At 63.4% G+C, this 25290-nt stretch carries 20 protein-coding genes; 12 read left to right on the plus strand and 8 right to left on the minus strand.

Annotated elements, in window-relative coordinates:
* The 3 genes from A4F85_RS07730 (at window position 1) to A4F85_RS07740 (ending at window position 3670) form a co-directional block, all read left to right on the plus strand.
* The gene (locus tag A4F85_RS07730) at window positions 1-1749 is read left to right on the plus strand and encodes a nitric oxide reductase activation protein NorD (RefSeq protein WP_063326224.1); all 1749 of its coding nucleotides are present in this window, start codon (window positions 1-3) and stop codon (window positions 1747-1749) included.
* 80 nt (window positions 1750-1829) lie between these two features.
* Window positions 1830-2978, plus strand: coding sequence for a transporter substrate-binding domain-containing protein (locus tag A4F85_RS07735; protein WP_063326225.1), 1149 nt, complete (start codon window positions 1830-1832; stop codon window positions 2976-2978).
* Window positions 2979-2980: 2 nt separating this feature from the next.
* A complete protein-coding gene (locus A4F85_RS07740) occupies window positions 2981-3670 on the plus strand; it encodes an ANTAR domain-containing response regulator (protein WP_063326226.1) in 690 nt (229 codons plus the stop codon).
* Window positions 3671-4293: 623 nt separating this feature from the next.
* On the opposite strand, the gene A4F85_RS29465 is transcribed toward A4F85_RS07740, so the two are convergent.
* From A4F85_RS29465 to A4F85_RS31070, 7 genes are all read right to left on the minus strand, one after another.
* Window positions 4294-5601, minus strand: a complete 1308-nt coding sequence (locus A4F85_RS29465; protein WP_082848160.1) for an HD domain-containing phosphohydrolase — start codon at window positions 5599-5601, stop codon at window positions 4294-4296.
* Window positions 5602-6854: 1253 nt separating this feature from the next.
* A complete protein-coding gene (locus A4F85_RS31230) occupies window positions 6855-7781 on the minus strand; it encodes a BclA C-terminal domain-containing protein (RefSeq protein ID WP_269447112.1) in 927 nt (308 codons plus the stop codon).
* A 27-nt stretch (window positions 7782-7808) separates the two neighbouring features.
* Complete coding sequence (locus tag A4F85_RS07750) at window positions 7809-8498, minus strand: IPTL-CTERM sorting domain-containing protein (protein ID WP_043821787.1); 690 nt, start codon at window positions 8496-8498, stop codon at window positions 7809-7811.
* Between the two features lie 134 nt (window positions 8499-8632).
* Window positions 8633-9097 (minus strand): phage terminase large subunit, encoded by a 465-nt coding sequence (locus A4F85_RS07755; protein WP_043821785.1) that lies wholly within the window; start codon window positions 9095-9097, stop codon window positions 8633-8635.
* Complete coding sequence (locus A4F85_RS07760; RefSeq protein WP_063326229.1) at window positions 9051-9761, minus strand: hypothetical protein; 711 nt, start codon at window positions 9759-9761, stop codon at window positions 9051-9053. The genes A4F85_RS07755 and A4F85_RS07760 overlap by 47 nt, the downstream gene beginning before the upstream one ends.
* A 1447-nt stretch (window positions 9762-11208) precedes the next feature.
* Window positions 11209-11844 (minus strand): IPTL-CTERM sorting domain-containing protein, encoded by a 636-nt coding sequence (locus A4F85_RS07765; protein ID WP_231890492.1) that lies wholly within the window; start codon window positions 11842-11844, stop codon window positions 11209-11211.
* Window positions 11845-12148: 304 nt separating this feature from the next.
* A complete protein-coding gene (locus A4F85_RS31070; protein WP_231890493.1) occupies window positions 12149-13330 on the minus strand; it encodes a hypothetical protein in 1182 nt (393 codons plus the stop codon).
* A gap of 163 nt (window positions 13331-13493) precedes the next feature.
* Between A4F85_RS31070 and dusA the strand changes: the two genes are divergently transcribed.
* From dusA to rsxB, 3 genes are all read left to right on the plus strand, one after another.
* Window positions 13494-14504: a tRNA dihydrouridine(20/20a) synthase DusA gene (dusA, locus tag A4F85_RS07780; RefSeq protein WP_082848161.1), complete on the plus strand. Its 1011-nt coding sequence runs from the start codon at window positions 13494-13496 to the stop codon at window positions 14502-14504.
* Window positions 14505-14672: 168 nt separating this feature from the next.
* Complete coding sequence (locus tag A4F85_RS07785; protein ID WP_043821780.1) at window positions 14673-16046, plus strand: polyhydroxyalkanoate depolymerase; 1374 nt, start codon at window positions 14673-14675, stop codon at window positions 16044-16046.
* Window positions 16047-16069: 23 nt separating this feature from the next.
* Complete coding sequence (gene rsxB, locus A4F85_RS07790; RefSeq protein ID WP_063326232.1) at window positions 16070-16786, plus strand: electron transport complex subunit RsxB; 717 nt, start codon at window positions 16070-16072, stop codon at window positions 16784-16786.
* A 98-nt stretch (window positions 16787-16884) separates the two neighbouring features.
* On the opposite strand, the gene A4F85_RS07795 is transcribed toward rsxB, so the two are convergent.
* Entirely contained in the window at window positions 16885-18423 is a 1539-nt protein-coding gene (locus A4F85_RS07795; protein WP_063326233.1) for a methyl-accepting chemotaxis protein, read from the minus strand.
* A gap of 188 nt (window positions 18424-18611) precedes the next feature.
* On the opposite strand from A4F85_RS07795, the gene dapC reads away from it, so the two are divergent.
* From dapC to A4F85_RS07825, 6 genes are all read left to right on the plus strand, one after another.
* Entirely contained in the window at window positions 18612-19817 is a 1206-nt protein-coding gene (dapC, locus tag A4F85_RS07800) for a succinyldiaminopimelate transaminase (RefSeq protein ID WP_013802542.1), read from the plus strand.
* A gap of 51 nt (window positions 19818-19868) precedes the next feature.
* A complete protein-coding gene (gene dapD, locus A4F85_RS07805) occupies window positions 19869-20693 on the plus strand; it encodes a 2,3,4,5-tetrahydropyridine-2,6-dicarboxylate N-succinyltransferase (protein WP_012205450.1) in 825 nt (274 codons plus the stop codon).
* A gap of 180 nt (window positions 20694-20873) precedes the next feature.
* Window positions 20874-22043 carry a PilT/PilU family type 4a pilus ATPase gene (locus A4F85_RS07810; protein WP_012205449.1) on the plus strand — a complete coding sequence of 390 codons (1170 nt, stop codon included), beginning with the start codon at window positions 20874-20876 and terminating at the stop codon, window positions 22041-22043.
* A gap of 86 nt (window positions 22044-22129) precedes the next feature.
* Window positions 22130-23290: a succinyl-diaminopimelate desuccinylase gene (gene dapE / locus A4F85_RS07815; RefSeq protein WP_063326234.1), complete on the plus strand. Its 1161-nt coding sequence runs from the start codon at window positions 22130-22132 to the stop codon at window positions 23288-23290.
* Between the two features lie 20 nt (window positions 23291-23310).
* A complete protein-coding gene (gene prmB, locus A4F85_RS07820; protein WP_013802545.1) occupies window positions 23311-24288 on the plus strand; it encodes a 50S ribosomal protein L3 N(5)-glutamine methyltransferase in 978 nt (325 codons plus the stop codon).
* Window position 24289: 1 nt separating this feature from the next.
* Window positions 24290-25288 (plus strand): LysR family transcriptional regulator, encoded by a 999-nt coding sequence (locus tag A4F85_RS07825; RefSeq protein WP_012205446.1) that lies wholly within the window; start codon window positions 24290-24292, stop codon window positions 25286-25288.
* The last annotated feature ends 2 nt before the right edge of the window (window positions 25289-25290 follow it).

Below are 25290 nucleotides of genomic sequence, written 5' to 3' on the forward strand. Positions count from 1 at the left end.
ATGGCCATCGTCTCCGTTGCCTTGCCCGAAGAGTCCCGCCTGCTGCACACGCTGGGCCTGCTGGCCAGCGGCCTCGCACGCCAGCCTGTCGCCGTGCAGGCGCTGGCCAGGCCGCCGGCCAGTGCCCCGGCCAGTGCCCCGGCGCCGGGCCAGGCCCACGCCCTGCCCCCGCGCGCCGTGCTGATCGGCCAGCCTGCCCGGCTGCTGGTTCCCGCCAACTTGTCTACTCAGGCACACCTGCACGCAGCAACGATGGCCCATGCCGCAGCCCATCTGCGCTTTTCGCCCGCCCGCCAGGACAGCAGCACCCTCAAGCCCATGGGCCAGGCCGTGGTGGGCGCACTGGAAGATGCGCGCGTGGAGCGGCTGCTGTGCCTGCAGCACCCCGGCGTGCGGCGCTGGTTCGAGGCCTGCATCGCGCCCGAGCCCGACCCATCCGACCTGGGCTTTGCCGCCTTCATGGCCCGGCTGGACCGCATGCTGCTGTGGCCAGAGCGCATGGACGGCAACCACTGGATCCACAAGGCCCGTGACCTGTTCGAGAACACCGCCACGCGCCACGGGCTGGAGGACTACGCCGCATTCCGGGCCATTGCGTCCATCCTGGCCAACGACCTGGGCCAGATGCGCGTGCGCATGGACCCCCAGCACCATGCCGTGCCCAGCATCTACCGTGATGACAACAGCTATCTCTGGCAGCATCCGGAGTCGCCCCAGGGCGAGGAAGACACACTCGCGCTGCAGCAGTCCGCTGCGCGTGCGGCCCCTCCTCCATCGGCCGGCGCCGGACAGCAGTCCGATGCCCAGGAAGGCCAGTCGCTGGAGCTGAACCCAGGCCTGGAACTGTCGCGCCACAGCTATCCGGAATGGGACCGCAGGTCGGAGCGCCTGAAGACGGACTGGTGCACCGTCATCGACACCCTGCCCGCATGGCAGGCCGAGGCTTTGGCCGGCAAAGGCTCCCAGGCCGGCAGACAGACAATGCCGCCCCTGCCGCTGCCGCCCGCACGCCAGCTGGACCGGCGCCAGCGCCTGCGCCGCCAGTGGGAAGGCGACGACCTGGACTTCAATGCCGCCATCGAGGTCCAGGTGGACCGCCGCCTGAGCCTGCGCCCGGAACCTCGCCTTTTCATGCGTGCCGGCAAAGGCCCGCGCCCCACCAGCCTGCTGGTGCTGATGGACGCTTCCGAATCGGTCAACACGCCCGGCCCCCAAGGCGCCAGCCTGCTGGAGCTGGAGAAACAGGCGGCCCTCATGCTGGCCGAATCGCGCGCAGGCCACAGGACCGGCGTGGACCGCCTGGCCATCCACGCCTTCTCGTCCAACACGCGCGCCGAAGTCCGCTACCTGCGCCTGCTGGACTTCGGCCAACCCTTTGCCGCAGCAGCGGCCACCCGGTTGCAGGCACTGCAGGGCCGCCATTCCACCCGCCTGGGCGCCGCCCTGCGCCACGCCAGCAGCCTGCTGGCGGCCGAGCCTGCTGGCCAGCGCCATCTGCTGGTGATCACCGACGGCGCACCCGCCGACATCGACGTGCATGACGATCGCTACCTGATCGAAGACGCGCGCCATGCCGTGCAGCAGGCCCGCGCCGCAGGCATACGCATCAGTTGCCTGGCCGTGGACAGCCAGGCAGACGGCTATGTGCGCCATATCTTTGGCGGGCGCAACTACGGCATTGCCGACGACGCGCGTCATCTGCCAAGGCGGCTGTCCCAGATGGGCGCAAGGCTCGCAGCCGGCCGCTGACCACGGCAAGCGCCACGGAAATCTCGATTAACCTGAAGCCTGCAAAGAACGCACGCCAGCACCTGGCACAGAAGGAACCCATGAACGACCCCGTCAGAGTCGGCATTCTTTACTCGGCCACCGGCACCACATCGACCATCGGCCAGTCCCAGCTGCAGGGCGCGCAGCTGGCCATCGACGAAATCAACGAGGCGGGCGGCCTGCTGGGGCGTGAACTGGTGGCAGTGCGCTACGACCCGGCCTCCACGCCGGCCCGCTATGCGGCCCTGGCCGAGCAACTCATCGTGCGCGACGGCATCAACGTCATCTTCGGCTGCTACATGTCCAGCAGCCGCAAGGCCGTCATCCCCATCGTCGAGAAATGGAACAAGCTGCTGTTCTATCCCACGCTCTACGAAGGCTTCGAGTTCTCGGGCAATGTCATCTACACGGGCGCCGCGCCCAACCAGAACAGCGTGCAACTGGCCGACTACATGACCAGCAGCTTCGGCGCGCGGGTCTACCTCATCGGATCGGACTACATCTACCCCTATGAGTCCAACCGCATCATGGGCGAGCTGGTCATGCAGCACCCCGGCAGCGACAAGCTCGGTGAACACTACCTGCCGCTGGACGCCACCGAGCGCGACTACGCGGCCATCATGCAGGACATCCGCGCCAGGCAGCCGGACTTCATCTTCTCCACCGTGGTCGGCGATTCCACGGCCAGCCTCTACCGCGCCTATGCCGATGCGGGCTTCAACCCGCAGACCATGCCGATTGCCAGCCTCACCACCTCCGAGGCCGAGATCGCCCAGATGGGCGCCGACGTGGCGGCCGGCCACTTCACGGCCGCGCCCTACTTCCAGTCCATCGATTCGCCCGCCAACGCGCGCTGCCTGGCCCGGCTGCGCCAGCGCCTGGGCGACGACTGCCGGCCCAACCTGTGCTGGGAGGCCGCCTACTTTCAGATGCACCTGTTCGCCAACGCCTTCCGCCAGGCCGGCAGTGACCGCATAGGCGAGCTGCTGCCCCATCTGCTGGGCAGCGAATTCGACGCGCCCCAGGGCCGCATCCGGCTGGATCCCGACAACCACCACACCTGGCTGCACCCGCGCGTGGGCCGCGCCAATGCCCAGGGCGGCTTCACCATCGTGCGCCAGGCCACCCGGGCCGTCTCGCCCGACCCCTACCTGGTCACCCACTCCCTGGGCGACTGGACCGCCAGCCTCGGTGCCCTGGACAACTGAGCGTGGATGCCGCCCCGAACAAGGACGCCGCCAGCGCTGCCACAGGCCGGCCGCTGCTGGAAAGAAAGCCGCTGCTGCGTGCCACCTCGCCCCAACTGAAGGAACTGCGCCAGCTGCGCATTGCCGTCGTCCACCCCGACGACGCGGACGGCCGCCTGCTGGCCCAGCAACTGCAGCGCATAGGCTGCCAGGTCCAGGCCATCTGGCCGCCCCAGCCCAGCCTGCCCGAGGGCACGGACGTGGTCTTCCTGGCCGTGCGCCCCGATCAACTGCAGTTGAACTACGCCTGGACCCAGGGCGAGGGAGAGAGCCCGCCCACCGCCATCGCCGTGGTCAACTACGAGAACCCCACCATCGTCTCCGCCGTGCTGGAGCTGCAGGTGCAAGCCATCCTGCCCTCGCCCATCCGCTCCTTCGGCCTGCTGTCCACATTGGTGCTGGCGCGCAGAAACCACAAGGAATCACGCCAGCAGCAGCAGCGCATCGCCAAGCTCCAGGCCAAGCTGCTGGGCCAGCGCCGCGTGGCCGAAGCCAAGGCCATCCTCATGCAAACCCACCAGATCAACGAAGACCAGGCCTACGACATGATCCGCGCCCAGGCCATGAGCCGGCGCAGCTCGGTGGAGGAGATTGCCCAGGCCATCGTGCATGCGAGCGAAATACTGTCGCTGGGCAAGGGCGTGGGCGGGTAAATCACGCAGGACTCCTGCCGCCAGCAGCCATGGTTTGACCCCGGGGAACCAGGGTTCTCTTTTTTGAACGCATGCAGCGTGTGAAGAAAAAATGGCTCCCGATGCGGAGCACGCAGGGCTTGTGAATACTTTGATCAATAGTTACCCACCAAACCGCCCACATATGTGAATGTCACTCTCGTTCGATGAGAATCTGATAATGGATTATCAAAATCAATTACTTTGTCAAATTTTGCATCGATTGCAAAATCGAACGACTCTCAGATTAGTATTTCATCCTTGAGCATTGACGTGTTGGGCGTCAACAATAAACCATAATATCGCGAGGCATAAAATGATAGAAGGCGGATGGTGGAAAGCCTATACCAAAAACGGCCGGTATATAGGACTGATTGAAGGAGATGAATTCATAGTCGGAGACACGAGAATTTTATACAGAATAAGCAATAGCAAGCTATATTCCACAGAAGTACCACCTTCACATATAGCTGACATATCAGAAAAACAAGCGATTACATCCAACGGTGAAATTCTGCTGAAGTTCTTTAAGACGACCAGAGAGCGAAAACCATTAACAACTTGATCAAACCCATACCAAAACAATTACAAAATCTCGAAAATCATCAAACAGCCGAGGCCATGGAACGAATCGGTAATTTCCGGCCAAGATCAACACGCAATTGCATTCTGCGTATCAAGTCCGTCGTCAAAACTCGACCTGCCGTAAGCAATACCAAACCTTCCCTCGATACGAAGTCTTGAGCCAATATCATTCCTGGCCTGAGCTCCGAACAGGGAACATAAAGTGGGGCTGGGTCGGCAACGGGGGTTGCCTGTATCAAAATCTGCAAGAAAGCATCGACAACCTCTGGATCAAATTGTGTTCCTCTACCATGCGAAACGAGGGTTCTTGCCTCTGCACAATTTAGTGGCTTGCTGCTTAAATGTCCTATCATCAGGTCATCGTAAAAATCAGCAACCGCTATTATTCGAGCTCCTATTGAAATATCCTTCCCTTTCAGGCCATCAGGGAAACCTGCCCCGTCGAATCGCTCATGGTGGGACCTGACGAGAGTAGCGACCGGGTGCGCATCGTCTATCGGCAGAAGCAACTGTTCTCCCAAGCTGCTGTGATTCCTATATTTTTCCAGCTCTTCATGACTCAAGCTCGGGACGGGCTTGTTCAACATCCCATCGGCAAGAGTAATATGGGCAATATCATGAATGAGCGCAGCAACAAAAGAATTCTGCTGATCTTCTTCGCTTAGCTGCATGATATTTGCGGTTCGGCGGGTCAGATCCGCAACGCGTCTAGAGTGCCCTGCAAGCAGCCCACCCCGCCACTCAAGAAGATTGGAAAACATCCGGATAGCTGCGACGAAATTCTTTTTAAGCTTCCTATGCGCCTCCAACAATTCGTCGTCGTGCACATGGGCAGCAAGCTCAACAGTTGCATTTAATTCTGCCAGCTCCTTTGTCAGCGCTCTATTTTTTTGATCCAGACGAATATTCTCATGGCGTGTAATTTTCTGATCGTTTAATTGATCAATAGCATCCAAAAATTGCTCACTACTCCAAGGTTTTACTATGTGACGGTACAAACCCATCAAACGACCAACGCCTTTCGGAATCACAGTTCTGCCGTATTCCGAAAGAAAAATCACAAACAGGTCAGGGAACTGTCCAACAATGCTCTCCAACCACTGTCCGCCATCCTTGTCAAGTACATGCGTATTGCATATCAACAAGTCAATTCGTCCACCAGAAAACTCCGCCAATGCTTCTGGCGGGCTTGCTGCCATCCGCAGATCATATCCAGCCTGACCAAGCAACAGGTTTAACCCTGCAAAGTCCTCCACCTCCGGGTCAATCAACAATGCCTGCAACCGCGATTGCCGTGCAAATGATTCTTGTTTCTCTTCAGCATTCATTTGGCATGCCTCCAATTGCATTATTCGATGCGTCGATCGATGAGTCTCAAGAATATGACATCGAAAGGCATTGGTGAAGATAGTAATTCTTTACTAGCATCACGCAATTGAAGATCAAATTCATTTGAATCTTCTCATTCACTTACACGCAGTTACAACAACCAGCCTCGCGCAATGGATGATTTTTGCGTCAGTGATGCCACTCGCTTGGAAGGCCGAGCCGGATGCACGCATCGCGGAAACGATGAAAACAGAAAAAAGCCGGTTCGGTGGAAGAGGTTCGCGCCCAGGTTCATGAATGCCAGTTGACCGAGCAGAACGTGTTCCCTGCCAGCGAGAGCTTCGTGGCCACGCCCAGATTCCGCGCCCCCCGAGACGGGTGCTACCCTGATCGGCCGCAGCAAGCCGCCGAACTGGATCAACGGCAAGAACCGCAGGCAATTCCTGATCGAAAAGGCCAAAAGTTAGGCGGCGTGCAGCCGATACACCAAGCAAGGAGGTGCGCGCCAAGTCTAGGCGGCGCCTCAAGCCCCCGGGGTGCGTGCGCGCCAGGGGCTTTTTCTTTGGAGATTGACCTTCCGAACTGGACCGTGGGCTTGGAGGCCTGGCGGTCAGCCAGCGAGCCGCCTGCCCGCTTGTGTGCGGTGACCATTCCCATTGAGTGCTCAGAGTTGAACAAAAAGGAAAACGGGGTTGGATGGCGAAGAATCAGGCAACGACGCCAGAGCAAAAAACCCAATCAGATCAATGACAAATGTAGAAAATCAAGCACCGGCCAGCATGTGGCGCATGTCCGTGGCGCCCATGATGGACTGGATTGATTCTTGAAGAAAATCATTATCTGACAGTAACTTAGATGTATGCTCGTGACCCTCCGTAGCAACTTTGCAGCATCGCTGGCTCAGTTGCCCTTCTAATGGTGCGTAGATCCGGGTGTCTGCATGTACCGACCGATAAGGGGGGACCAACCAAGCCCGGAAGCCTTTGAAAAGAAAGGAGCATAGACCCGCCTGGAAATACAACCTGCTCATGGAGCCGCAACCAACGGATTAAAAGTCCGACCCACCGAAATAGGCACAAAAGAAAAATCCTTTCCAATCAAACACTTGCAACGATAGCCACGCGTCTGGTGTTTTCGAAATCATTTCTTTTCACCATACTTCAGCCTACTCTGGACAGATTTTGGGCATAGAAGGCGCCTGGACGCAAAAAAGCGAACCCGAAAGCTCGCTTTCATGAGAAATTTCAATACTCTAATCGCTCAACTTCTCGGCAATTAAAGTAGCTCCGGCACCAGATTGCAGAGTAACGGCTCCGAGCATTCCAAAGAACTGGAGGCTCATGGTATCTCCAGCAGCCATGTTCAATATTGATTCTCCATCAAATTTGGAAACACCAGCATTATTAATTTCAGTGAGAGAGGAAACCTGCGCCCCGTTAACTATTACTCTCGCAGAGAGAGGCAAACTATTTGTTATTTTAATAGAATATTTTATTCTATATCTGCCACTGGACAAAATTGTAAATACCGTGTTAGTGCCATCAGAATTAAAACTCGAAATGCTTTGTTCATTTGGCAAGGGGATATTAGTTCCGCCGAGAATGACAGCAATTACGGGAGCGGAGGTATTGTGAGCAGCCATTGAGGTGGCAGTAGTTCCTCCAGCCCCTGCTGGTCCGGTGGGACCTGTGGGACCAGGCAAGCCAATATCACCCGTGGCTCCTGTCGGGCCTTGCAGGCCCGTGGCACCAATGGGGCCTTGGGCGCCTGTCTGACCTGTCGGCCCTGCAAGGCCGATCGGACCGGTCGGCCCCGTCGGACCGGCTTGTCCAGTAGCGCCGGTCGCTCCTGTGACGCCGGCTGGTCCTGTGGCTCCTGTTGCTCCTGTCGGACCAGGACTTCCCACAATCGCACCTGCTGCGCATTTGCCAAGTCGCCCCGTCGCGTCGTCATAGCAGGCCACGCTGCCAGCTTCCGTTGTATTGGGCAGGTTGGGCAGGTACACATCGCCGGTTTCCATGACCCGGAAACGCTCTGCATTGCCCGCATTGTTCTTGATGACGAATCCACCATTGGCCGGCGGTGTGATGGTGATGTCGGCGCCACCAGGAGCCGCCATTGCAGCGCCGCTCAAGACGATGGCCGCAGCGAAAGAGACAGAGCGCAGCGTGAATTTCATGGTTTTCATGGTCTGTATGTGGAGTGATTAACGTTGTGCAGCGCGGCGCTGACGCCAGAGCGCCAGTGCCATGAGCAGAGAAAGGAGCATCAACCCGTACTCGCTCAGCGTGGGAATCGCTGCAGCAGACACGCTGGGACCAGCACCGATCTGCACGGTGGACGGAACCGTCGCATTGGTACGCACCACCGTTGCGCCAGGACCCAGGTTGATGACCGCTGTGCCACTGGCAGCCTGGAGCACCACGGGCTGACCAGGCACACCCTCGACGGTCAGCGTACCGAGCACGGTGATATTTGCCCCGACAGGCAGCACAAAGGTGCGGCCCGTACTGCTCTTGATGGTCAGGTTCTGCACGACCAAGGTGCCGCTTAGCTGGCTGGTGTTGCCCGGATCGCAGCCGTCGCGCAGCTCGATCGTGTTGTTGCCGGCATTCAGCGATCCGTTGATCTGCAGGTCACCACCCACCGACAGCGTTCCACCACTGTTGGTTATGGCGGCGGTACTTGCGAACGTAGCCGAAGAATCGACGGTCAGCGCGCCGCCCAGATCCAAGGTTCCCTGCATGTCCAGCGCAGAGCAGGACAGGTCTACGGCGCCCCCGGGCGGGACAACCAGAGAGCTGCCCGGTGGATAGGACCACTGGGCAGCGGCGTTGGAGGACAGCAGAAAAGCCAAGCCAACCCCGGCCAGCCATCGCGAAAGTGAAAAAGTCATCAAACAAGCTCCGCTGGGCATCAAGACCGCACGGCACAGTCACAGTAATGCGCCAAAAGTGTCAAGTATTGTCAACTGAAACAATATGCAACGCATTGAAATCTTCGATCAAGAACTCGTTCGCGTTTTTGTTGTCATGGGCGCTGGGTTTTCGCTTTTTCCAGCGTTAGGTGCACCTCCTGATTCAACAGATGCATGGAAACCTCAATCTCCTGACTGATCGCCTTGACCTGATCGCGCTTGTTCGGTGCGTCGCTAGCCTGCACGCTGCGGCAGAACTTGCGGAGGTCCAACGCCGCGATCTGGTCGGACAGCAGGCGGTGCACCGAGTCCCGCATGGACTTCTGGATCTCGCGCGCGCACAGGATACGCAGGGGGCGGTTGCTGCCCATCACCAGCAGGGCCATGGCCACGGACCAGGACTTGGCGCCGCCGCGCCCGCCGTACATGACCTTGAAGCGCTTGGGCTGGAACAGGCCGCGCAGCTTCGAGGGGAACTCGACCCGAACGCGCGAGCGGTCTACCTCGTAGTCCTCTGCGAAGTCCGGCTCCTCATCGGCCAAGTGCGCGGCCTGCAGGCTTGCGGACAGCAGACTCATGCCCCCTCCCGTCTCGCGGATCGTTCTCCCGTGCCGGCGCATCCACGAAGTGCAGCTCGAAGTGGCCCACGTTGCCGCCGCCGTTCGGCCCCTTGCCCGCGTCCTTGTCGTTCATGCCGAAGGCCTGGCGCTCCATGTCCACCACGATGCGCAAGCTCTCGGCCAGCACCTTCATGGTCTTGGAGCGCTCCGGCAGGCTGATGACCTTCTGGTAGAGGTCGTTCAGCTTGTCCATGCCGTTGTCGTCGGGCGAACGCAACATCTCGCCCAGCTCCTGCAGGTAGCCCACCGTGTCCGCGTCCGCCATCTGCTCAAGCTCATCCAGCAGCGCATTGGTGATCTTGCGCGCCCGCTGGATGTCCCGCCTGTGCGCTAGCCGAATCGTGGCCACAGCCTGCGCATTCGCGTCCACCACCTCACGTTCGGACGCAGTACGCTCCGCGCGTACCTCGCTGCGTACCGCCTCCTTGCGTACCAGCTGCTCGGCCTTCTCCTGGATGCGCTCCGACAGGTCCCGGCTCCAGTCGTCACGCTTCGCGCGCTTGCGGATCGCTCCCTCGCTGATGCCCTGCTCTGCTGCGATCTGCCGAAGGCTCTTGATGCCGGCCCGGTAGTCCAGCTCGATGCGCTCCCACTGGGGAGTGTGCTTCTGTTCCTTGCTCATCCTCCCGAAGCTGACAGGCTTGGGACGGCATAACGCAACGCAACCCTGAGGAAGATGCTCTGTCGCAGGGCATGCAGGCGTACTAGCAAAACAATCGCCCTGAACGCCGGCCCTGTGCCGATCCACACATGAAGTCCTGGCGATGCGCAAAAAACAAAGCCCGCATTTGCGGGCCCTGCTTCCATCACAGACTAGCTTTTGCGCCTACTGCAGCCTCAAGGGCGCAACGATCGGCGAGGGAAGGCCAATCTGAGCTGCCGTAACGGGCTGCAGCAGCCAGCCGTACTGGCCCCCGGTAGAGGTTCCGCAACTCGAATTGTCAAACCCTGTGATACCTGTCGGCATAACGGCCAGGACCGTTCCGTTGGACTGAGGTGTCGCCGAGGTCACCATGAATGAGCCCAGCGAAAGCGACCATACAACCGTCTTGGCGTAGATGGAGCTTGCCGTCGTGGGACTGCCTGAATTCAAGTAACCTTCACCTGAGCAGTTGCCAGGGCCCGTGCCTTTGTAATAGATCTGAGAGTTGGGAAGCGTCCCATCCCAAGACATCACCATCAGGTGGCCCGTGCTGGTCACAAGGGTGATGTTATTCCGCGCCGCGCTCACCACCTTACCCAGGGTCACATTGTTGGCGTCAACCAAGGTCACGCCGCCGCCGGCAGGACCAGCAGGCCCGGTCGCGCCCGTGGCCCCCGTATCGCCTTGAACGCCCTGGATACCTTGTGGCCCTGTCGCTCCCAAACCTCCTGATGCTCCCGTCATGCCGGTAACACCTTGCACACCCTGAATGCCCTGAGGACCCTGCGGGCCCGTCGCACCAGTGCTGCCCGTAGGGCCGGTGGCACCAGTAGCGCCAGTCACCCCTGTCGGACCTGTCGCACCTGTCACGCCTGTGGTACCCGTCTGACCCGTGGCTCCCGTCACACCCGTGGCGCCTGTAGGACCTGTTACGCCTGTCGATCCAGTAACACCTGTCGAGCCCGTGGCTCCCGTCACCCCGGCGCCTGTCGGACCTACGGGACCGACAGCCCCTGTGGCGCCCGTGGGTCCTGTTGCCCCCGTCGCACCCGTGGCTCCTGCGCCAATGCCTGGAGCGCAATGCACCAGTTGTCCCGTCACGCCATCGACACACAGCAGCTGACTGCCAGTGGCCGTATCGGCCGGCAAAGCCGGAACCACCACTTCACCTGTGTTCTGTACACGCAGGCGCTCGGCCCCCGCCGAATTTTTGATAATGAAATTGCCGCCTGGAGGCATGGTGATGCTGACATCAGCAGCGTGCGCTACAGGCGCGAGGAAGCCAGCGCTCAGACACAAAGCAAAAATCAGGCGAGAAGGTATGGTGGTTTCTTTACGGAACATGGTTCAACTGCGGTTGGGATAAAAGCACTTGAGCACCCTGTACCAAACCTGTGGCCCAGGATGCCGGGAAGGGATGAACAATTCAGGAGGATGTGCGGCCGCGGCGTTGGCGAAGAAGAGCCAAGCCACCAAGCATCAAGCTCATCAACATCAGCCCATAGGTACTGAGCGTGGGAATGCTTGCCGGAGAAGTCACCACCGGTGCCCCGATCTGCACATTTCCAGGTACGGCGCTACCGCTGGGATTCGACAGCGTGGCGCCAGGCCCCATCGTGACGACGGCAGTGCCAGGGCCAGACGAAGTCAGCACGACCGGCCGACCAGGAGTTCCCAGGGTCAGCGTTCCAAGAACCGTCAGGTTGGTGCCCGCCGGCAGGACGACGGTGGGCGGGGTGGCTGTGGTGCTGATCAGCGTGAGATCTTTCACGACGATGTTGCCACTCAGCTGAAGGACAGAACCGGGCGCACAGCTGTCCGACAGGACTACGCTGCTGGCCCCAAGATTCAAGGGGACGGTGCTCGTAAGGTCTCCACTGACGTTCAATTGCCCCCCCGTCCCAGTAACCGTGGCCCCTGAGTCGAAAGCGAACGAGCCGGTGTCAAAACTCCCCGTACCCAAAGTCAACTCGCCCTGCATGATGACCGCCGTGCAAGGAAGCTGGAAAGAGCCTCCAGCAAGATCAATGCTGCTCCCCGGCGGCATGACCATCTGCCCCATGCCGATCCACACACCGCTACGCTCAGAACCAGCGAAGCAACGCTACGCTTACCAAGTCCTACCATTTGATGATCTCCGCGACGGGGCGTCATGCCCCTAAGTTTTCAAGCGAGCATGCAACCCCCTGTGCACACCCAAGCGGCATGATCATCAGATACAAAATAGGGATAAGTTAACAAAAATTAACAAATGATAGTTTTGTTTCATTTGTTGAAAGCTATCAACTTTTAGCGTACTACCTAACTGGCGGCCTCCCAGCATGCGTAGATGTCGCCCGCCTGGGGCTGGCGTTCCGTTGTCGTGGTCATGTTGTCGATCCTTCTCTCTGTCTGTAGCGATGCACTGGCTTGCGCGCCGGCAGCTCCGTGAGCCGGCTTTCCACCTGGCACTCGCGCACCAGGTACTGCAGCGCCCAATCGATCTCCCCCTTGCTGCGGCCCAGGGCCAGGACCAGCTCGGAATGGAAAAACCAGCGCCCGGGTGCCTGGCGTAGAAACCGCAGCAGCACGTCGGTGCCACTGCCCGGGCGGATGACGCCCGCGGGGCGCGGGTTGTTGTGTCGCGCCCCCTCCTCGTGCCAGCCCTCCAGCTGGCCAGCCAGCCAGTCCATGCAGCTCAAGCGGTGCCACCTTCTTCTTTTGCGTGTCGTCGCGGTTCGTGTGCGCGGCCTTGGTTTCCAAGATGGTCCTCTTTCAAAAATCCAGAATCGGCGTGGCGTTGAACAGGCCCAGCGCCCACAGCACAGCGGCTCGGTCGCGGGCATCGATGTTCGGGGCGTAGGCCAGCGCGCGCCATGCCAGGACCTGGCGCAGATGCGCGGCCATGAACGTGGCTTCCTTGCGTGCGGCGGGCGCAGGCCCTTGGTCCAGCCAGGAATGGCAGGCGGCGCAGCCCCAGGCGCTGTAGTGGTCGTCGGCCTTCCTGCGCTCCCCCTTCCCGTGGATGATGCCCGGCCGTCGCGGCTGGCGAAGTGCTCCAGCAGCCTGGCCTCCTCCTCGGGCAGCAGCCGGCGCGAGCGCTGGGCTGGCTTGGCGATCACACGTGTGCGCAGCAGTTCGGACTTGGCGCGGTCCAGCACCTGCAGCGGCGCATCGACGCCGCGCGCGGCCGAAGCATGCAGGAAGACCTGGCGCAGCCACACCATGTCATTGAGCGCGGTGGCGGGGCCGGCCTCGCCTTCCTTGCGCCGCTTCTTGGTGTAGCCCATCAGATTCTGCACCGTGAGCTTGGTGGCCTGTAGGTCGGCCCGACCAGAGGCCTGCAGGCGCGCGATGTCGGCCTTTTTGCTACGGCCCCACTCAGTCACGTTTTCGGCCGCACTGACATAATCCCGCAGTGGCTCCCCCACTGAAATTTTCTTGTGCACAGCCTGGCAGGAAGCGCGCTCCTGGTCCATTTCGTACTCGCGCCTGCGCAGCCACTCGTTGGCCAGCACTTTCCGACGGTAGGTCTGGCTTTCGCGGTGGACGAACGTGCCGTTCTTCATCAGCCGGATCTGTGCGGTGCAAGCAAGTAAGCAGGAAGTGATGCTCCCATCTGTTTTGCTACAGGTGAAGGATGTAGCAAAGCCAGCGAGAAAATCAGCAAAAACGGGGTTGAATGGCGAAGAGTCCGGCAACGACGCCAGAGCAAAAAACCCAATCAGATCAATGACAAACGTAGAAAATCAAGCACCTGCCAGCATGTGGCGCATGTCCGTTGCGCCCATGATGGACTGGACCGACAAACACTGCCGCTACCTGCACCGCCTGCTGAGCCGCCATACCCTGCTGTATACCGAGATGGTGACCACGGGCGCCCTGCTGCACGGTGATGTGCCGCGGCATCTGCGTTTCGAGGCCGAGGAACACCCGGTGGCGCTGCAGCTCGGCGGCAGCGAGCCTTCCGATCTGGCGCAGGCTGCGCGGCTGGGGGCGCAGTGGGGGTATGACGAGATCAACCTCAATTGCGGCTGCCCCAGCGAGCGCGTGCAGCGCGGCGCATTTGGCGCCTGCCTGATGAACGAGGCGCCGTTGGTGGCCGATTGCGTGAAGGCGATGGTGGATGTGGTGGATGTGCCAGTCACGGTGAAGCACCGCATTGGCATCGACAAGGATGAGAGCTACGAGTTCGTGCGCGATTTCGTGGGCACGGTGGCGGATGCGGGCTGCCGCGTGTTCATCGTGCATGCCCGCAATGCCTGGCTCAAGGGCCTGTCGCCCAAGGAAAACCGCGAGATCCCGCCGCTGCGCTACGAGATCGTGGCCCGGCTCAAGCAGGATTTTCCGGAACTGACCATTGCCATCAACGGCGGCATCAAGGCCGATGCCACGGTGCAGGAACTGCTGCAGCAGGTCGATGGCGTGATGGTGGGCCGCGAGGCCTATCACAACCCCTGGTGGCTGGCCTCGTGGGATGCGCTTTACTACGGCGATGCGAGCGTGGAGCACACGCGCGAGTCCATCGAGGAGGAGATGGTGGCGTATATGGAACGCGAGGCGCGCACCCATGGCACGCACTGGTACTCCATCGCGCGGCATATGTTGGGGTTGCGCAACGGGCTGGCGGGGGCGCGCCGCTGGCGCCAGGTGTGGAGCAATCACCAGTTCAAGCAATTGCCGCCTTCAGAGGTGATGCGGCTTGCGCGCACCAAACCGGCCGAGGCGGCGCTTGCCGCTTAGCGCGAGGCACTGCATTGCAGGATGACCAGGGCTGAGGCGGCCGCTCGCCCAGGCCTATCGGTAAAAACTATCACTTACGCGACAGCATCAAAGGGGTTTTACTACCAATTTTCTTAGCTTGCTGCTGATATATTGCACTGCAACATATCCAAACAACCCCTTGTATCCATGCTCTATCAGCTCTACGAAATCCAGCGCGCCATGGTCGAGCCCTTTGCCGATTTCGCGCAAGCTGCAGCCAAGCTCTACAGCAACCCACACTCGTTGCTGAGCCAAGGTCCGATGTCCCAGCGCATGGCCGCCGGGTTTGATCTGTTCTACCGCCTTGGCAAGGATTACGAGAAGCCCGAATTCAACCTGCACAGTGTGGATGTGGGCGGCGTTGACGTGACCATCCGCGAGCGCGTCGAAGTGGACAAGCCGTTTTGCGAGCTGCGCCGCTTCAAGCGCTTCTCCGACGACACCGATACGCTGCAGACCATGCTGAGCCAGCCCGTGGTGCTGATCGTGGCGCCGCTTTCGGGCCACTACGCCACGCTGCTGCGCGATACGGTGCAAAGCATGCTGGGCGGCCACAAGGTCTACATCACCGACTGGAAGAACGCCCGCCTGGTGCCCCTGGCCGATGGCGAGTTCCACCTCGACGACTACGTGAACTATGTGCAGGAGTTCATCCGCTACCTGCAGGGCAAGTACGGCCAGTGCCACGTGGTCAGTGTGTGCCAGCCCACGGTGCCGGTGCTGGCTGCCGTGTCGCTGATGGCCAGCCGTGGCGAGACGCCCCCGCTGTCCATGACCATGATGGGCGGCCCCATCGACGCGCGCCGCTCGCCGACCTCGGTGAACAACCTGGCGCAGAACCGCAGCTTCGAGTGGTTCGAGAACAACGTGATCTACCGCGTGCCCGAAGGCTATCCGGGCGTGGGTCGCCGCGTCTACCCGGGCTTCCTGCAGTACTCGGGCTTCGTGGCCATGAATCCGGACCGCCACGCCAATAGCCACTATGACTACTTCAAGGACCTGATCAAGGGTGACGACGCCAGCGCCGAGCATCACCGCAAGTTCTATGACGAGTACAACGCCGTGCTCGACATGGATGCCGACTACTACCTCGAGACCATCGCCACGGTGTTCCAGGACTACAAGCTGGTCCATGGCACCTGGGAAGTGCGTTCGCCCGAAGGCCAGGCCGAGCTGGTGCGCCCGCAGGACATCAAGGGCAGCGCCCTGCTGACCGTCGAAGGCGAGCTGGACGACATCTCCGGCTCGGGCCAGACGCGCGCAGCGCACGATCTGTGCACGGGCATCGCGGCAGAGCAGCGCAAGCACCTTGAAGTGCCGGGCGCCGGACACTACGGGATTTTCAGCGGCAGGCGCTGGAGAGAGATCGTCTACCCGCAGGTGCGCGAGTTCATCAGTGCCCACCAGCCCGAAAGCGCCACGGCCGCCAGCGCGGCAGGTCACACCAGCAGCCTGAGCGATGACGCGCCCTCGGCCACCGAGCAGCCGCGCAAGCGCGGTGCCAAGGTGCAGGCAGGCTGAGCACCGAGCAAGCCCGGCACGCCATGTCCGCCTTCGCAATCCTTGCCCGCGACGATCTGGCAGCACGCATAGACGCGGCGCTGCCGCAGACGCAGTGCACGCGTTGCGGCTACCCCGACTGCGCCAGCTATGCCCAGGCCGTGGCCTCGGGCGAGGCCGGCATCAACCAGTGCCCCCCCGGGGGCGCTGCGGGAGTGGAGAGGCTGGCTGCACTGACGGGCCGGCCCGCTGTCCCACTGAGCGCCGAGCACGGCACGGAAGCCCCGCGCACCGTGGCCGTGATCGACGAGGCCTGGTGCATCGGTTGCACCCTGTGCATCAAGGCCTGTCCCACGGATGCCATCCTGGGCGCCAACAAGTTCATGCATACGGTGATCGCAGCCCACTGCACGGGCTGCGAACTCTGCATTCCCGTGTGTCCGGTCGATTGCATCGAACTGCACAATGCCAGCGGCCCCGCCACAGGCTGGTCTGCCTGGAGCCCCCAGCAGGCCGAGCATGCGCGACAGCGCTATGTGCTGCGCCGAGAGCGTGAACAGGAGCGCGAACGCCTGGGTGCCGCCCGGGCACAGATGCCTCTTGCATTGGGTGAGCAGCAAATGGCCGACGACGCCAGCCCCTCCACGCCCTGCCCGGCGCCCCCGCTGGCGACCGAAAGCAAGCAAGCCACCATCGCAGCCATCCTGGCCCGCGCACGCGCCCAGCGTGCGGGTGGCGCCTCAACGCCCAACGGGCATTGAGTGGATGTGGGCGGGCAGCGAGACCCGCCTACACCCGCCAGTACAGGCCCATGGATGCCCATAGACCGCCACAGGCACCCACGCGGGCCGTGGCAGGCCTACGCAGCCAGCGCCAGGCTCTTGTAGACACCGCAACCCCAGTACAGCCCACCATGCTTGCAGACGAAGGACATCTTGGTCTGTACCTGTTGCGTGGCAGGGTTCCTGAAGTCGTACTCCACCCAGCCTGGGCCGCGCTCGGCCTGGGCAATGATGTCGGCCAGCAGCTGCTCACCCCGCACGCCTGGCAGCTCCTGCACGCGCACGCCCACACGCGCAGGGTTGCCGCCGAAGGCGCGGTAGCTGCCGTCGGCGGCCAGGGCGAACACGTACATATCGCGGTCATGGAAGCGCTGGCCGGGGTCGTTCACGGCGGCCAGCAGTGCCTCGGTGGCCACGCCGCGCCGCGCCAGGCCCAGGGCCGACTCGACCAGGGCCACGGCCTCCTCCGCCGTGCCCTGCTGCAGCCGAAAGCGCGACACCGCCCCTGACAGCGTCTGCGCGCGCTGCTGCAGCGCGCGTGCCTGGTCCAGCGCGTGGCCCACCATCTGCGCGTTGTGCTGGGTGATCTCGTCGATCTGGTGCACGGCGCGGCTGATCTCGGCCAGGCCCGTGCTCTGGCTGCCGGTCGATTGCGAGAGCTCGCCCATGTGCTCGGCCACCTGGCGGATGCCTTCGGTCACGCGCTCCATGCCACGTCCGGCCGTGCGGATCAACTCGGTGCTGTGCTCCACCTGGGTCAGCGCATCGCCAATCAGGTGGCGAATCTCGCGCGCCGCCTCCGCCGAGCGGCCGGCCAGGGAGCGCACCTCGCTGGCCACCACGGCAAAGCCCCGGCCCTGCTCGCCAGCCCGTGCAGCCTCCACGGCGGCATTGAGCGCGAGGATATTGGTCTGGAAAGCAATGCCGTCGATCACGCCGATGATCTCCCGCATGCGCCCGGCGCTGTTTTCAATGGTCTCCACCGACTCCACGGCCCGACCCATGGCCACCACGCCTTCATCGGCGGCGCCGCGCACGGCGCTGGCCTGGTGGTGGACCACGCCCACCACATCGGCGTTGTGCTGCACGGCGCTGCTCAACTGCTCCACGCTGACCACGGTCTGGGCCAGGTTGGTGGCCTGCAGCTCGGTGCGATCGGACAGCGCCTGGTGCTCGTTCACCAATTGCTGCCCGGCCTGCGCCACCAGGGCCGCGTTGCTGCGCACATCGGCCACCATGCCCGACAGCGAGGTGACCATGCCTCCCAGCAGCGCCTTGGGCGTCTGGACGGCGCCAGCGCCCTCCTGCGAGGCGGCCGCCTCCACGGTCACGCGCTGGCTCAGGTCGCCCTGGGCGATGCCCTGCATGGCCTGCTGCAGCAATTCGCGCTCGCCGATCACCCGCGACCAGAGCCTGTGCATGCCGCCCAGCAGCAGTCCGGCCCACAGCAGCAAGGCACCCCAAACCCAGGGCCCCAAGCCCGCCGAACCGGCCACCAACGCCAGCGGCGGCCCCGCCAATGCCCACACGGCGCATACAAGGAAGCCGGCCCCGGGGCCGGATGTATGCTTACGATGCCTGTTTCCCACTTTTTCCATGCCAGCGCCTGCCTGCATAGCTGATTGCCTCTCTAGTCATTGGTATCTGGAATTCACCGTTCACGAGGCCCCGCCACACGAGATGGCATGGCCCCAGTCGAGACCATGCCAGAATAGGTAACAGAATGCAAAAAAGCCAGCGTGCAGACCCGCAGTCCCCTGTGACAACGACATGCCGAAAGCGCATCAATCCATAATGCGAGCCCATGAATCCCCTGCTCTCCCGACTCCAGCCCTACCCGTTTGAGCGTCTTCGCAAACTGTTCGCCGGGGTCCAGCCACCGGCGGGCGTGCGCCCCATCAGCCTTGGCATCGGAGAGCCCCGCCATGCCACGCCGGCGTTCATCGAACAGGCGCTGAGCGCCGACCTCGGCGGCCTGGCCAAGTACCCCGCCACAGCCGGCGAGCCCGCGCTGCGCGAGGCCTGCGCCCAATGGGCACGCCAGCGCTATGGCATTGCCCTGGACGCCGCCACCCAGGTGCTGCCCGTCAACGGCTCGCGCGAGGCACTGTTTGCCTTCACCCAGGTGGTGGTGGATGCCAGCCAGGACGGCGCGCGCGTGATCTGCCCCAACCCGTTCTATCAAATCTACGAAGGCGCCACCCTGCTGGCCGGCGCCCAGCCGTACTACGCGCCCAGCGACGCCGCGCGCAACTTCGCGGTGGACTGGGACAGCGTGCCCGCCGACGTGTGGGAAAAGACCCAGCTGATCTTCGTGTGCTCGCCCGGCAACCCAACGGGCGCGGTGATGCCGCTGGCCGAGTGGGAAAAGCTGTTTGCCCTGTCCGACCGCTACGGCTTCGTGATTGCCAGCGACGAGTGCTACAGCGAGATCTATTTCGACGGCACCGCCCCCCTGGGCGGCCTGGAAGCCGCACAGCGCCTGGGCCGCACGGACTACAAAAACCTGCTGATGTTCACCAGCCTGTCCAAGCGCAGCAATGTGCCGGGCCTGCGCAGCGGTTTCGTGGCGGGCGATGCGGCCCTGATCAAGGCCTTTTTGCTGTACCGCACCTACCACGGCGGTGCCATGAGCCCCGTGGTGCAGACGGCCAGCATGGCGGCCTGGGCCGACGAGGCCCATGTCGAGGAAAACCGCCGCCTGTACCGCGAGAAGTTCAACCAGGTCACGCCCGTGCTGGCGCGCGTGATGGATGTGCGCCTGCCCGACGCAAGCTTCTACCTGTGGGCCGGCATTCCCGAATCGCTGGGCCTGGACGACGCCGACTTTGCACGCGAGCTGTATGCCGCCACCGGCGTGACCGTGCTGCCCGGCAGCTACCTGGCGCGCGAGGCCAATGGCCGCAACCCCGGCGCCGGGCGCGTGCGCATGGCCCTGGTGGCCGAGACCGCAGAATGCCTGGAAGCCGCCCAGCGCATTGCACAGTTCATAGAATCGCGCCAGCGCTGAGACAGCCCTGCGCTCCCCTTTCCTCACAAACCCTTTGATCACCAAAGCCATATGACGCAACAGCTGCAATCCATCATCGACACCGCCTGGGACAACCGTGCCAGCCTCTCCCCCGCTGCCGCCCCCAAGGAAGTGACCGAGGCCGTGGACCACGTGATCGAAGCCCTGAACAACGGCCAGCTGCGCGTGGCCACGCGCGAAGGCGTGGGCCAGTGGACCGTGCACCAGTGGATCAAGAAGGCCGTGCTGCTGTCCTTCCGCCTCAAGGACAACGTGCTGATGCAGTCCGGCGACCTGAACTTCTTCGACAAGGTGCCCACCAAGTTCGCCGGCATGACCGAGGCCGAGATCGCCGCCACCGGCGTGCGCGTGGTGCCTCCGGCCGTGGCCCGCCGTGGCAGCTTCGTGGCCAAGGGCGCGATCCTGATGCCTTCCTACGTGAACATCGGCGCCTATGTGGACGAAGGCACCATGGTTGACACCTGGGCCACCGTGGGCTCCTGCGCCCAGGTCGGCAAGAACGTGCACCTGTCCGGCGGCGTGGGCCTGGGCGGCGTGCTGGAGCCGCTGCAGGCCAACCCGACCATCATCGAGGACAACTGCTTCATCGGCGCGCGTTCCGAGATCGTCGAAGGCGTGATCGTGGAAGAGAACTCCGTGATCTCCATGGGCGTGTACATCGGCCAGTCCACCCCCATCTATGACCGTGCGACCGGCGAGACCAGCTATGGCCGCGTGCCTGCCGGCTCGGTGGTGGTGTCGGGCAACCTGCCCAAGGACAACGGCCGCTACAGCATGTACGCCGCCATCATCGTCAAGAAGGTCGATGCCAAGACCCGCTCCACCACGAGCCTGAACGACCTGCTGCGCGATTGATCCGCATCCGCACCGCGCCAAAGGCGTGGTTGCGGCGCCAAAACATCCCCTGTTCAGGGGATGGAGCAAGGCATACTCTCGAGGGCGTCCCCGGCCACCAGGCAGCGGACGCCCGTTTCACGTCACAAGAGCGTGCAGACGATCCAAGAACAGCGGCAGTACACGAATTTGGGGGAAAACATGGGCACGATGGAGAGGATTTTGCGCCTGATGGGCGAGAAGCAGGCGTCCGACGTCTACCTGGCGGTCAACGCGCCGGCGCTGATCAAGATCAACGGCGAATGCGTGCCCATCAACAACCAGCTGCTGCCGCCCGACGCGCCGCGCAGCCTGCTGGCCGAGATCGTGCCGGCCGAGCGCCTGCAGGAGCTGGACGAAACGGGCGAGCTCAACATGGGCGTGCCGCTGCGCGGCGTGGGGCGTTTTCGCGTCAGCGCCATGCACCAGCGCGGCAGCTGCGCCGTGGTGATTCGCTTCATCGCCCAGCACATCCCGGCCATGGACACGCTGAACCTGCCGCCCGTGCTGGGCGAGCTGATCATGCAAAAGCGCGGCCTGCTGCTGGTCGTGGGTTCCACGGGCTCTGGCAAGAGCACGACGCTGGCCTCGATGATCGATGCGCGCAACGAAAAGCTCACGGGCCACATCCTCACCATCGAGGACCCCATCGAATACCAGTTTCGCAACAAGCGCTCCATCGTCAACCAGCGCGAAGTGGGCTCGGACACGGCATCGCTGCAGATCGCACTCAAGAACGCGCTGCGCCAGGCCCCCGACGTGATCCTGATCGGCGAAATCCGCGACCGCGAGACCATGTCCTCGGCCATGGGCTTTGCGCAGTCGGGCCACCTGTGCCTGGCCACGCTGCACGCCAACAACAGCTACCACGCGCTCAACCGCATCCTGTCCTTCTTCCCCGAGGAAATCCGCCCCACCATGCTGGGCGAGCTGTCGGCTGCACTCAAGGGCGTGATCTCCCAGCGCCTGGTGCGCACCGTGGACGGCGGCCGCATGCCGGCCGTCGAGGTCATGCTCAACACCAAGCTGATCGCTGACCTCATCGAGCGCGGCAACTTCTCGGGCGTCAAGGAGGCCATGGAAAAATCCATGGCCGAAGGCTCGCAGACCTTTGAAGAGGCGCTGGCGCAGCTGGTCCGCTCCGGCCGCATCGACCGCGCCGAAGCCCTGGCCTTCGCCGATTCGCCCACCAACCTGATGTGGCGCCTGGAAAACGACGTGGTCAAGGCCAGCCATGCCGCGCCGTCCAGCCAGTTCGCCGAACTGGCCACGCCCGGCGAGGATGACATGCCCTCGTTCACGGAAATCATGCTGGAAGTCAAGCCGAACTGATCGGCCAGCCCCGCAGCGTTCACAATGTCGGAGCACGCTGGCGGCAGCCGGCCCTCCGACTTTTTTGTTTTTTGATTCCACCCACCATGTCCCGCACCCTGCAACTGACCGAGCAGCTGATCAGCCTGCCCTCCGTCACTCCCGAAGACGCCGGCTGCCTTGAACTCCTGGCCGATGCCCTGCAGCCCATGGGCTTTGCCTGCGAGCGCATCGACAGCGGCCCCGACAGCTTTCGCGTGCGCAACCTCTGGGCCCGGCGCTCCGGGACAGGCGCCGACCGGCCCGTGCTGGTCTTTGCCGGCCATACCGACGTGGTGCCCACCGGCCCGCTGGAGCAGTGGAGCAGCCCGCCCTTCGTGCCCACGCACCGCGACGGCAAGCTGTACGGCCGCGGCGCCAGCGACATGAAGACCTCCATCGCCGCCTTCGTCGTGGCACTGGAGGAATTCCTGACCGAGACACCGTCACCCTCCTTCGACATTGCCCTGCTGCTGACCAGCGACGAGGAAGGCCCCTCGGTGGACGGCACCAAGGTCGTGGTCGAGCTGCTGCGCGAGCGCGGCGAGCGCCTGGACTGGTGCATCGTCGGCGAGCCCACCTCGGTGGACCGCACGGGCGACATGATCAAGAACGGCCGCCGGGGCACCATGAGCGGGCGCCTCACGGTCAAGGGCATCCAGGGCCACATCGCCTACCCGCAGCTGGCGCGCAACCCCATCCACCAGGCCCTGCCGGCCCTGGCTGAGCTGGCCGCCACGCGCTGGGACGAGGGCAATGCCTTCTTCCCACCCACCAGCTGGCAGATCAGCAACATGCATGGCGGCACGGGCGCATCCAACGTCATTCCCGGCCATGTGACCATCGACTTCAACTTCCGCTTCTGCACCGAGTCCACGGCCGAATCGCTCCAGCAGCGCGTGCAGGCTGTGCTGGACCGCCACGGGCTGGAGTACGAGCTGGCCTGGACCATTGGCGGCCAGCCCTTCCTGACCACGCCGGGCACGCTGGTGAACGCCGTGCAGGCGGCCATCCGCGCCGAGACCGGCCTGGAGACCGAGCTGTCCACCACGGGCGGCACCAGCGACGGCCGCTTCATCGCCCAGATCTGCAGCCAGGTCGTGGAAGTGGGCCCGCCCAACGCCAGCATCCACAAGATCGACGAGCACATCGTGGTGGCCGACATCGAGCCCATCAAGAACATTTACCGCCGCACGCTCCAGGAGCTGCAGCGACAGCAGGCCGTCTGAACGCGACCAAGGAGCCGACGATGACATCCGCCCCCACCCCTGCCAATATTCCCGCCATCTCGGGCAGTACCATCGCCGACCTCGTGGCCTCCGGGGCCGCAGCGCTCACGGCGGCCGGCGTGGCCTTTGGCCACGGCACGGCCACGGCCGAAGACGAAGCGGCCTGGCTCACGCTGTGGAAACTGGGCCTGCCGCTGGACAGCGAACTGGCACCTGGCGCGCCCGAATCCCTGGCCGACCAAGCCGTCAGCGCCCAGCAGCAGGCCGAAGTGGCCGAGCTGTTCGCAGAGCGCATCCGAACGCGCAAGCCCGCCGCCTACCTCACGCGCGAGGCCTGGCTGCAGGGCGTGCCCTTCTACGTGGACGAGCGCGCCATCGTGCCGCGCAGCTTCATTGCCGAGCTGCTGGCCGACGGCAGCATCGACGGCTGGCTGTCCGACCGCACGCGCCGCGTGCTGGACCTGTGCACCGGCAACGGCAGCCTGGCCTGCCTGGCGGCCATGGCCTGGCCCGAGGTGGAGGTCACGGGCGCCGACATCTCGGCCGACGCGCTGGCCGTGGCGCGCATCAACGTGGACCGCCATGAACTCGCCGAGCGCGTGCAATTGCTGGAAAGCGACGGACTGGCCGCCCTGCCCGGCCCCTGGGACCTGGTGCTGTGCAACCCGCCCTATGTGAACGCCGACAGCATGTCGCGCCTGCCCGCCGAATACCAGGCCGAGCCCGAACTGGCGCTGGCCGGCGGCGCCGACGGCATGGACTTCATCCGCCGCCTGCTGCTGGACCTGCCGTCGCGTCTGGCCAAGGAAGGCGTGGTCGTGCTGGAAATCGGCAATGAAAAGGACTTCTTCGAAGCCGCCTTCCCCGACCTGCCCGTGTTCTGGCTGGACACCAGCTCGGGCGACGAGCAGGTGCTGCTGATCACCCAGGAGGCACTGCGCGCCTGGACCGAAGGCGACATCGAGGCCCTGCGCCCCACCTACCGCCCCCTGGGCTGAGATGGACCTGCGGGCGCTGCGCTACTTCATCGCGGTGCTGGAGGCGGGCAGCCTCTCGCGCGCCGCGCACTCGCTGTACGTGGCCCAGCCCGCGCTCACGGCGCAGATCAAGAAGCTGGAAGGCGAGCTGGGCGCCCAGTTGCTGGAGCGCAGCCACGCCGGCGTGACCCCCACGCCGGCCGGCGCCCAGCTGTACGAGGACGCACGCCGCCTGCTGTCCGACGCCGATGCCATGCGCGAGCGCATACAGCGCCTGCCGCAGGGCCCCGAAGGCTCGGTCACCATCGCCCTGCCCTTTTTGCTGACCAGCCTGCTGGCCGGCCCCGTGATCGCCAGCCTGCGCAACAGCCACCCGCGCATACGCATCTTTGTGCTCGACGACCTCAGCCTCATGGTGCAAAAGGCCATGCTGGACCGGCGCGCAGACTTGGCCATCCTCGTGGACACGGCCAGCCTGCACGACATGCAGGTGCAGCCCATGGCCGAGGAATCCATCTACGTCTGCGGCCAGGACGTCGATGGCAGCGTGGCCCCGCTGCTGCGCCCCGCGCCGGACGGCGGCCTGCCGCACATGGACTTTGCCCACGCCTGCCAGCTGCCGCTGGTGCTGCAGTCGCGGCGCTTTTCCATCCGCCAGACCGTGGAGGCCGCGGCCGACGCACGGGACCTGCGGCTGAACATCGTCCACGAACACGATTCCGCGCGCGTCATCCGCTCGCTCTACCACTGCGGCGCGGGCTTCACCTTCACGCCCGCCTGCTCGCTGAGCGATGCGCCCGCCTGGCTGCGCGAGGAAGCCAAGGCTGCGCCCACGGCCATCCAGCACGGCTGGATCGTGGCCCAGGTCACGGCGCCCGAACTGCTGCGCCGCTACTTCCTGGCCGTGCAGGCCAACCGCAGCAGCGACCCGGCACTGCAGGTGGTCCAGCAGGCGCTGATGGCACAGGCCCGGCAACTCATCACGGCCGGCATCTGGCAGGCGCGCTGGCAGCAGGCATGACG

It is taken from the genome of Delftia sp. GW456-R20, from assembly GCF_001622915.1.
Taxonomy (GTDB): Bacteria; Pseudomonadota; Gammaproteobacteria; order Burkholderiales; family Burkholderiaceae_C; genus Comamonas; species Comamonas acidovorans.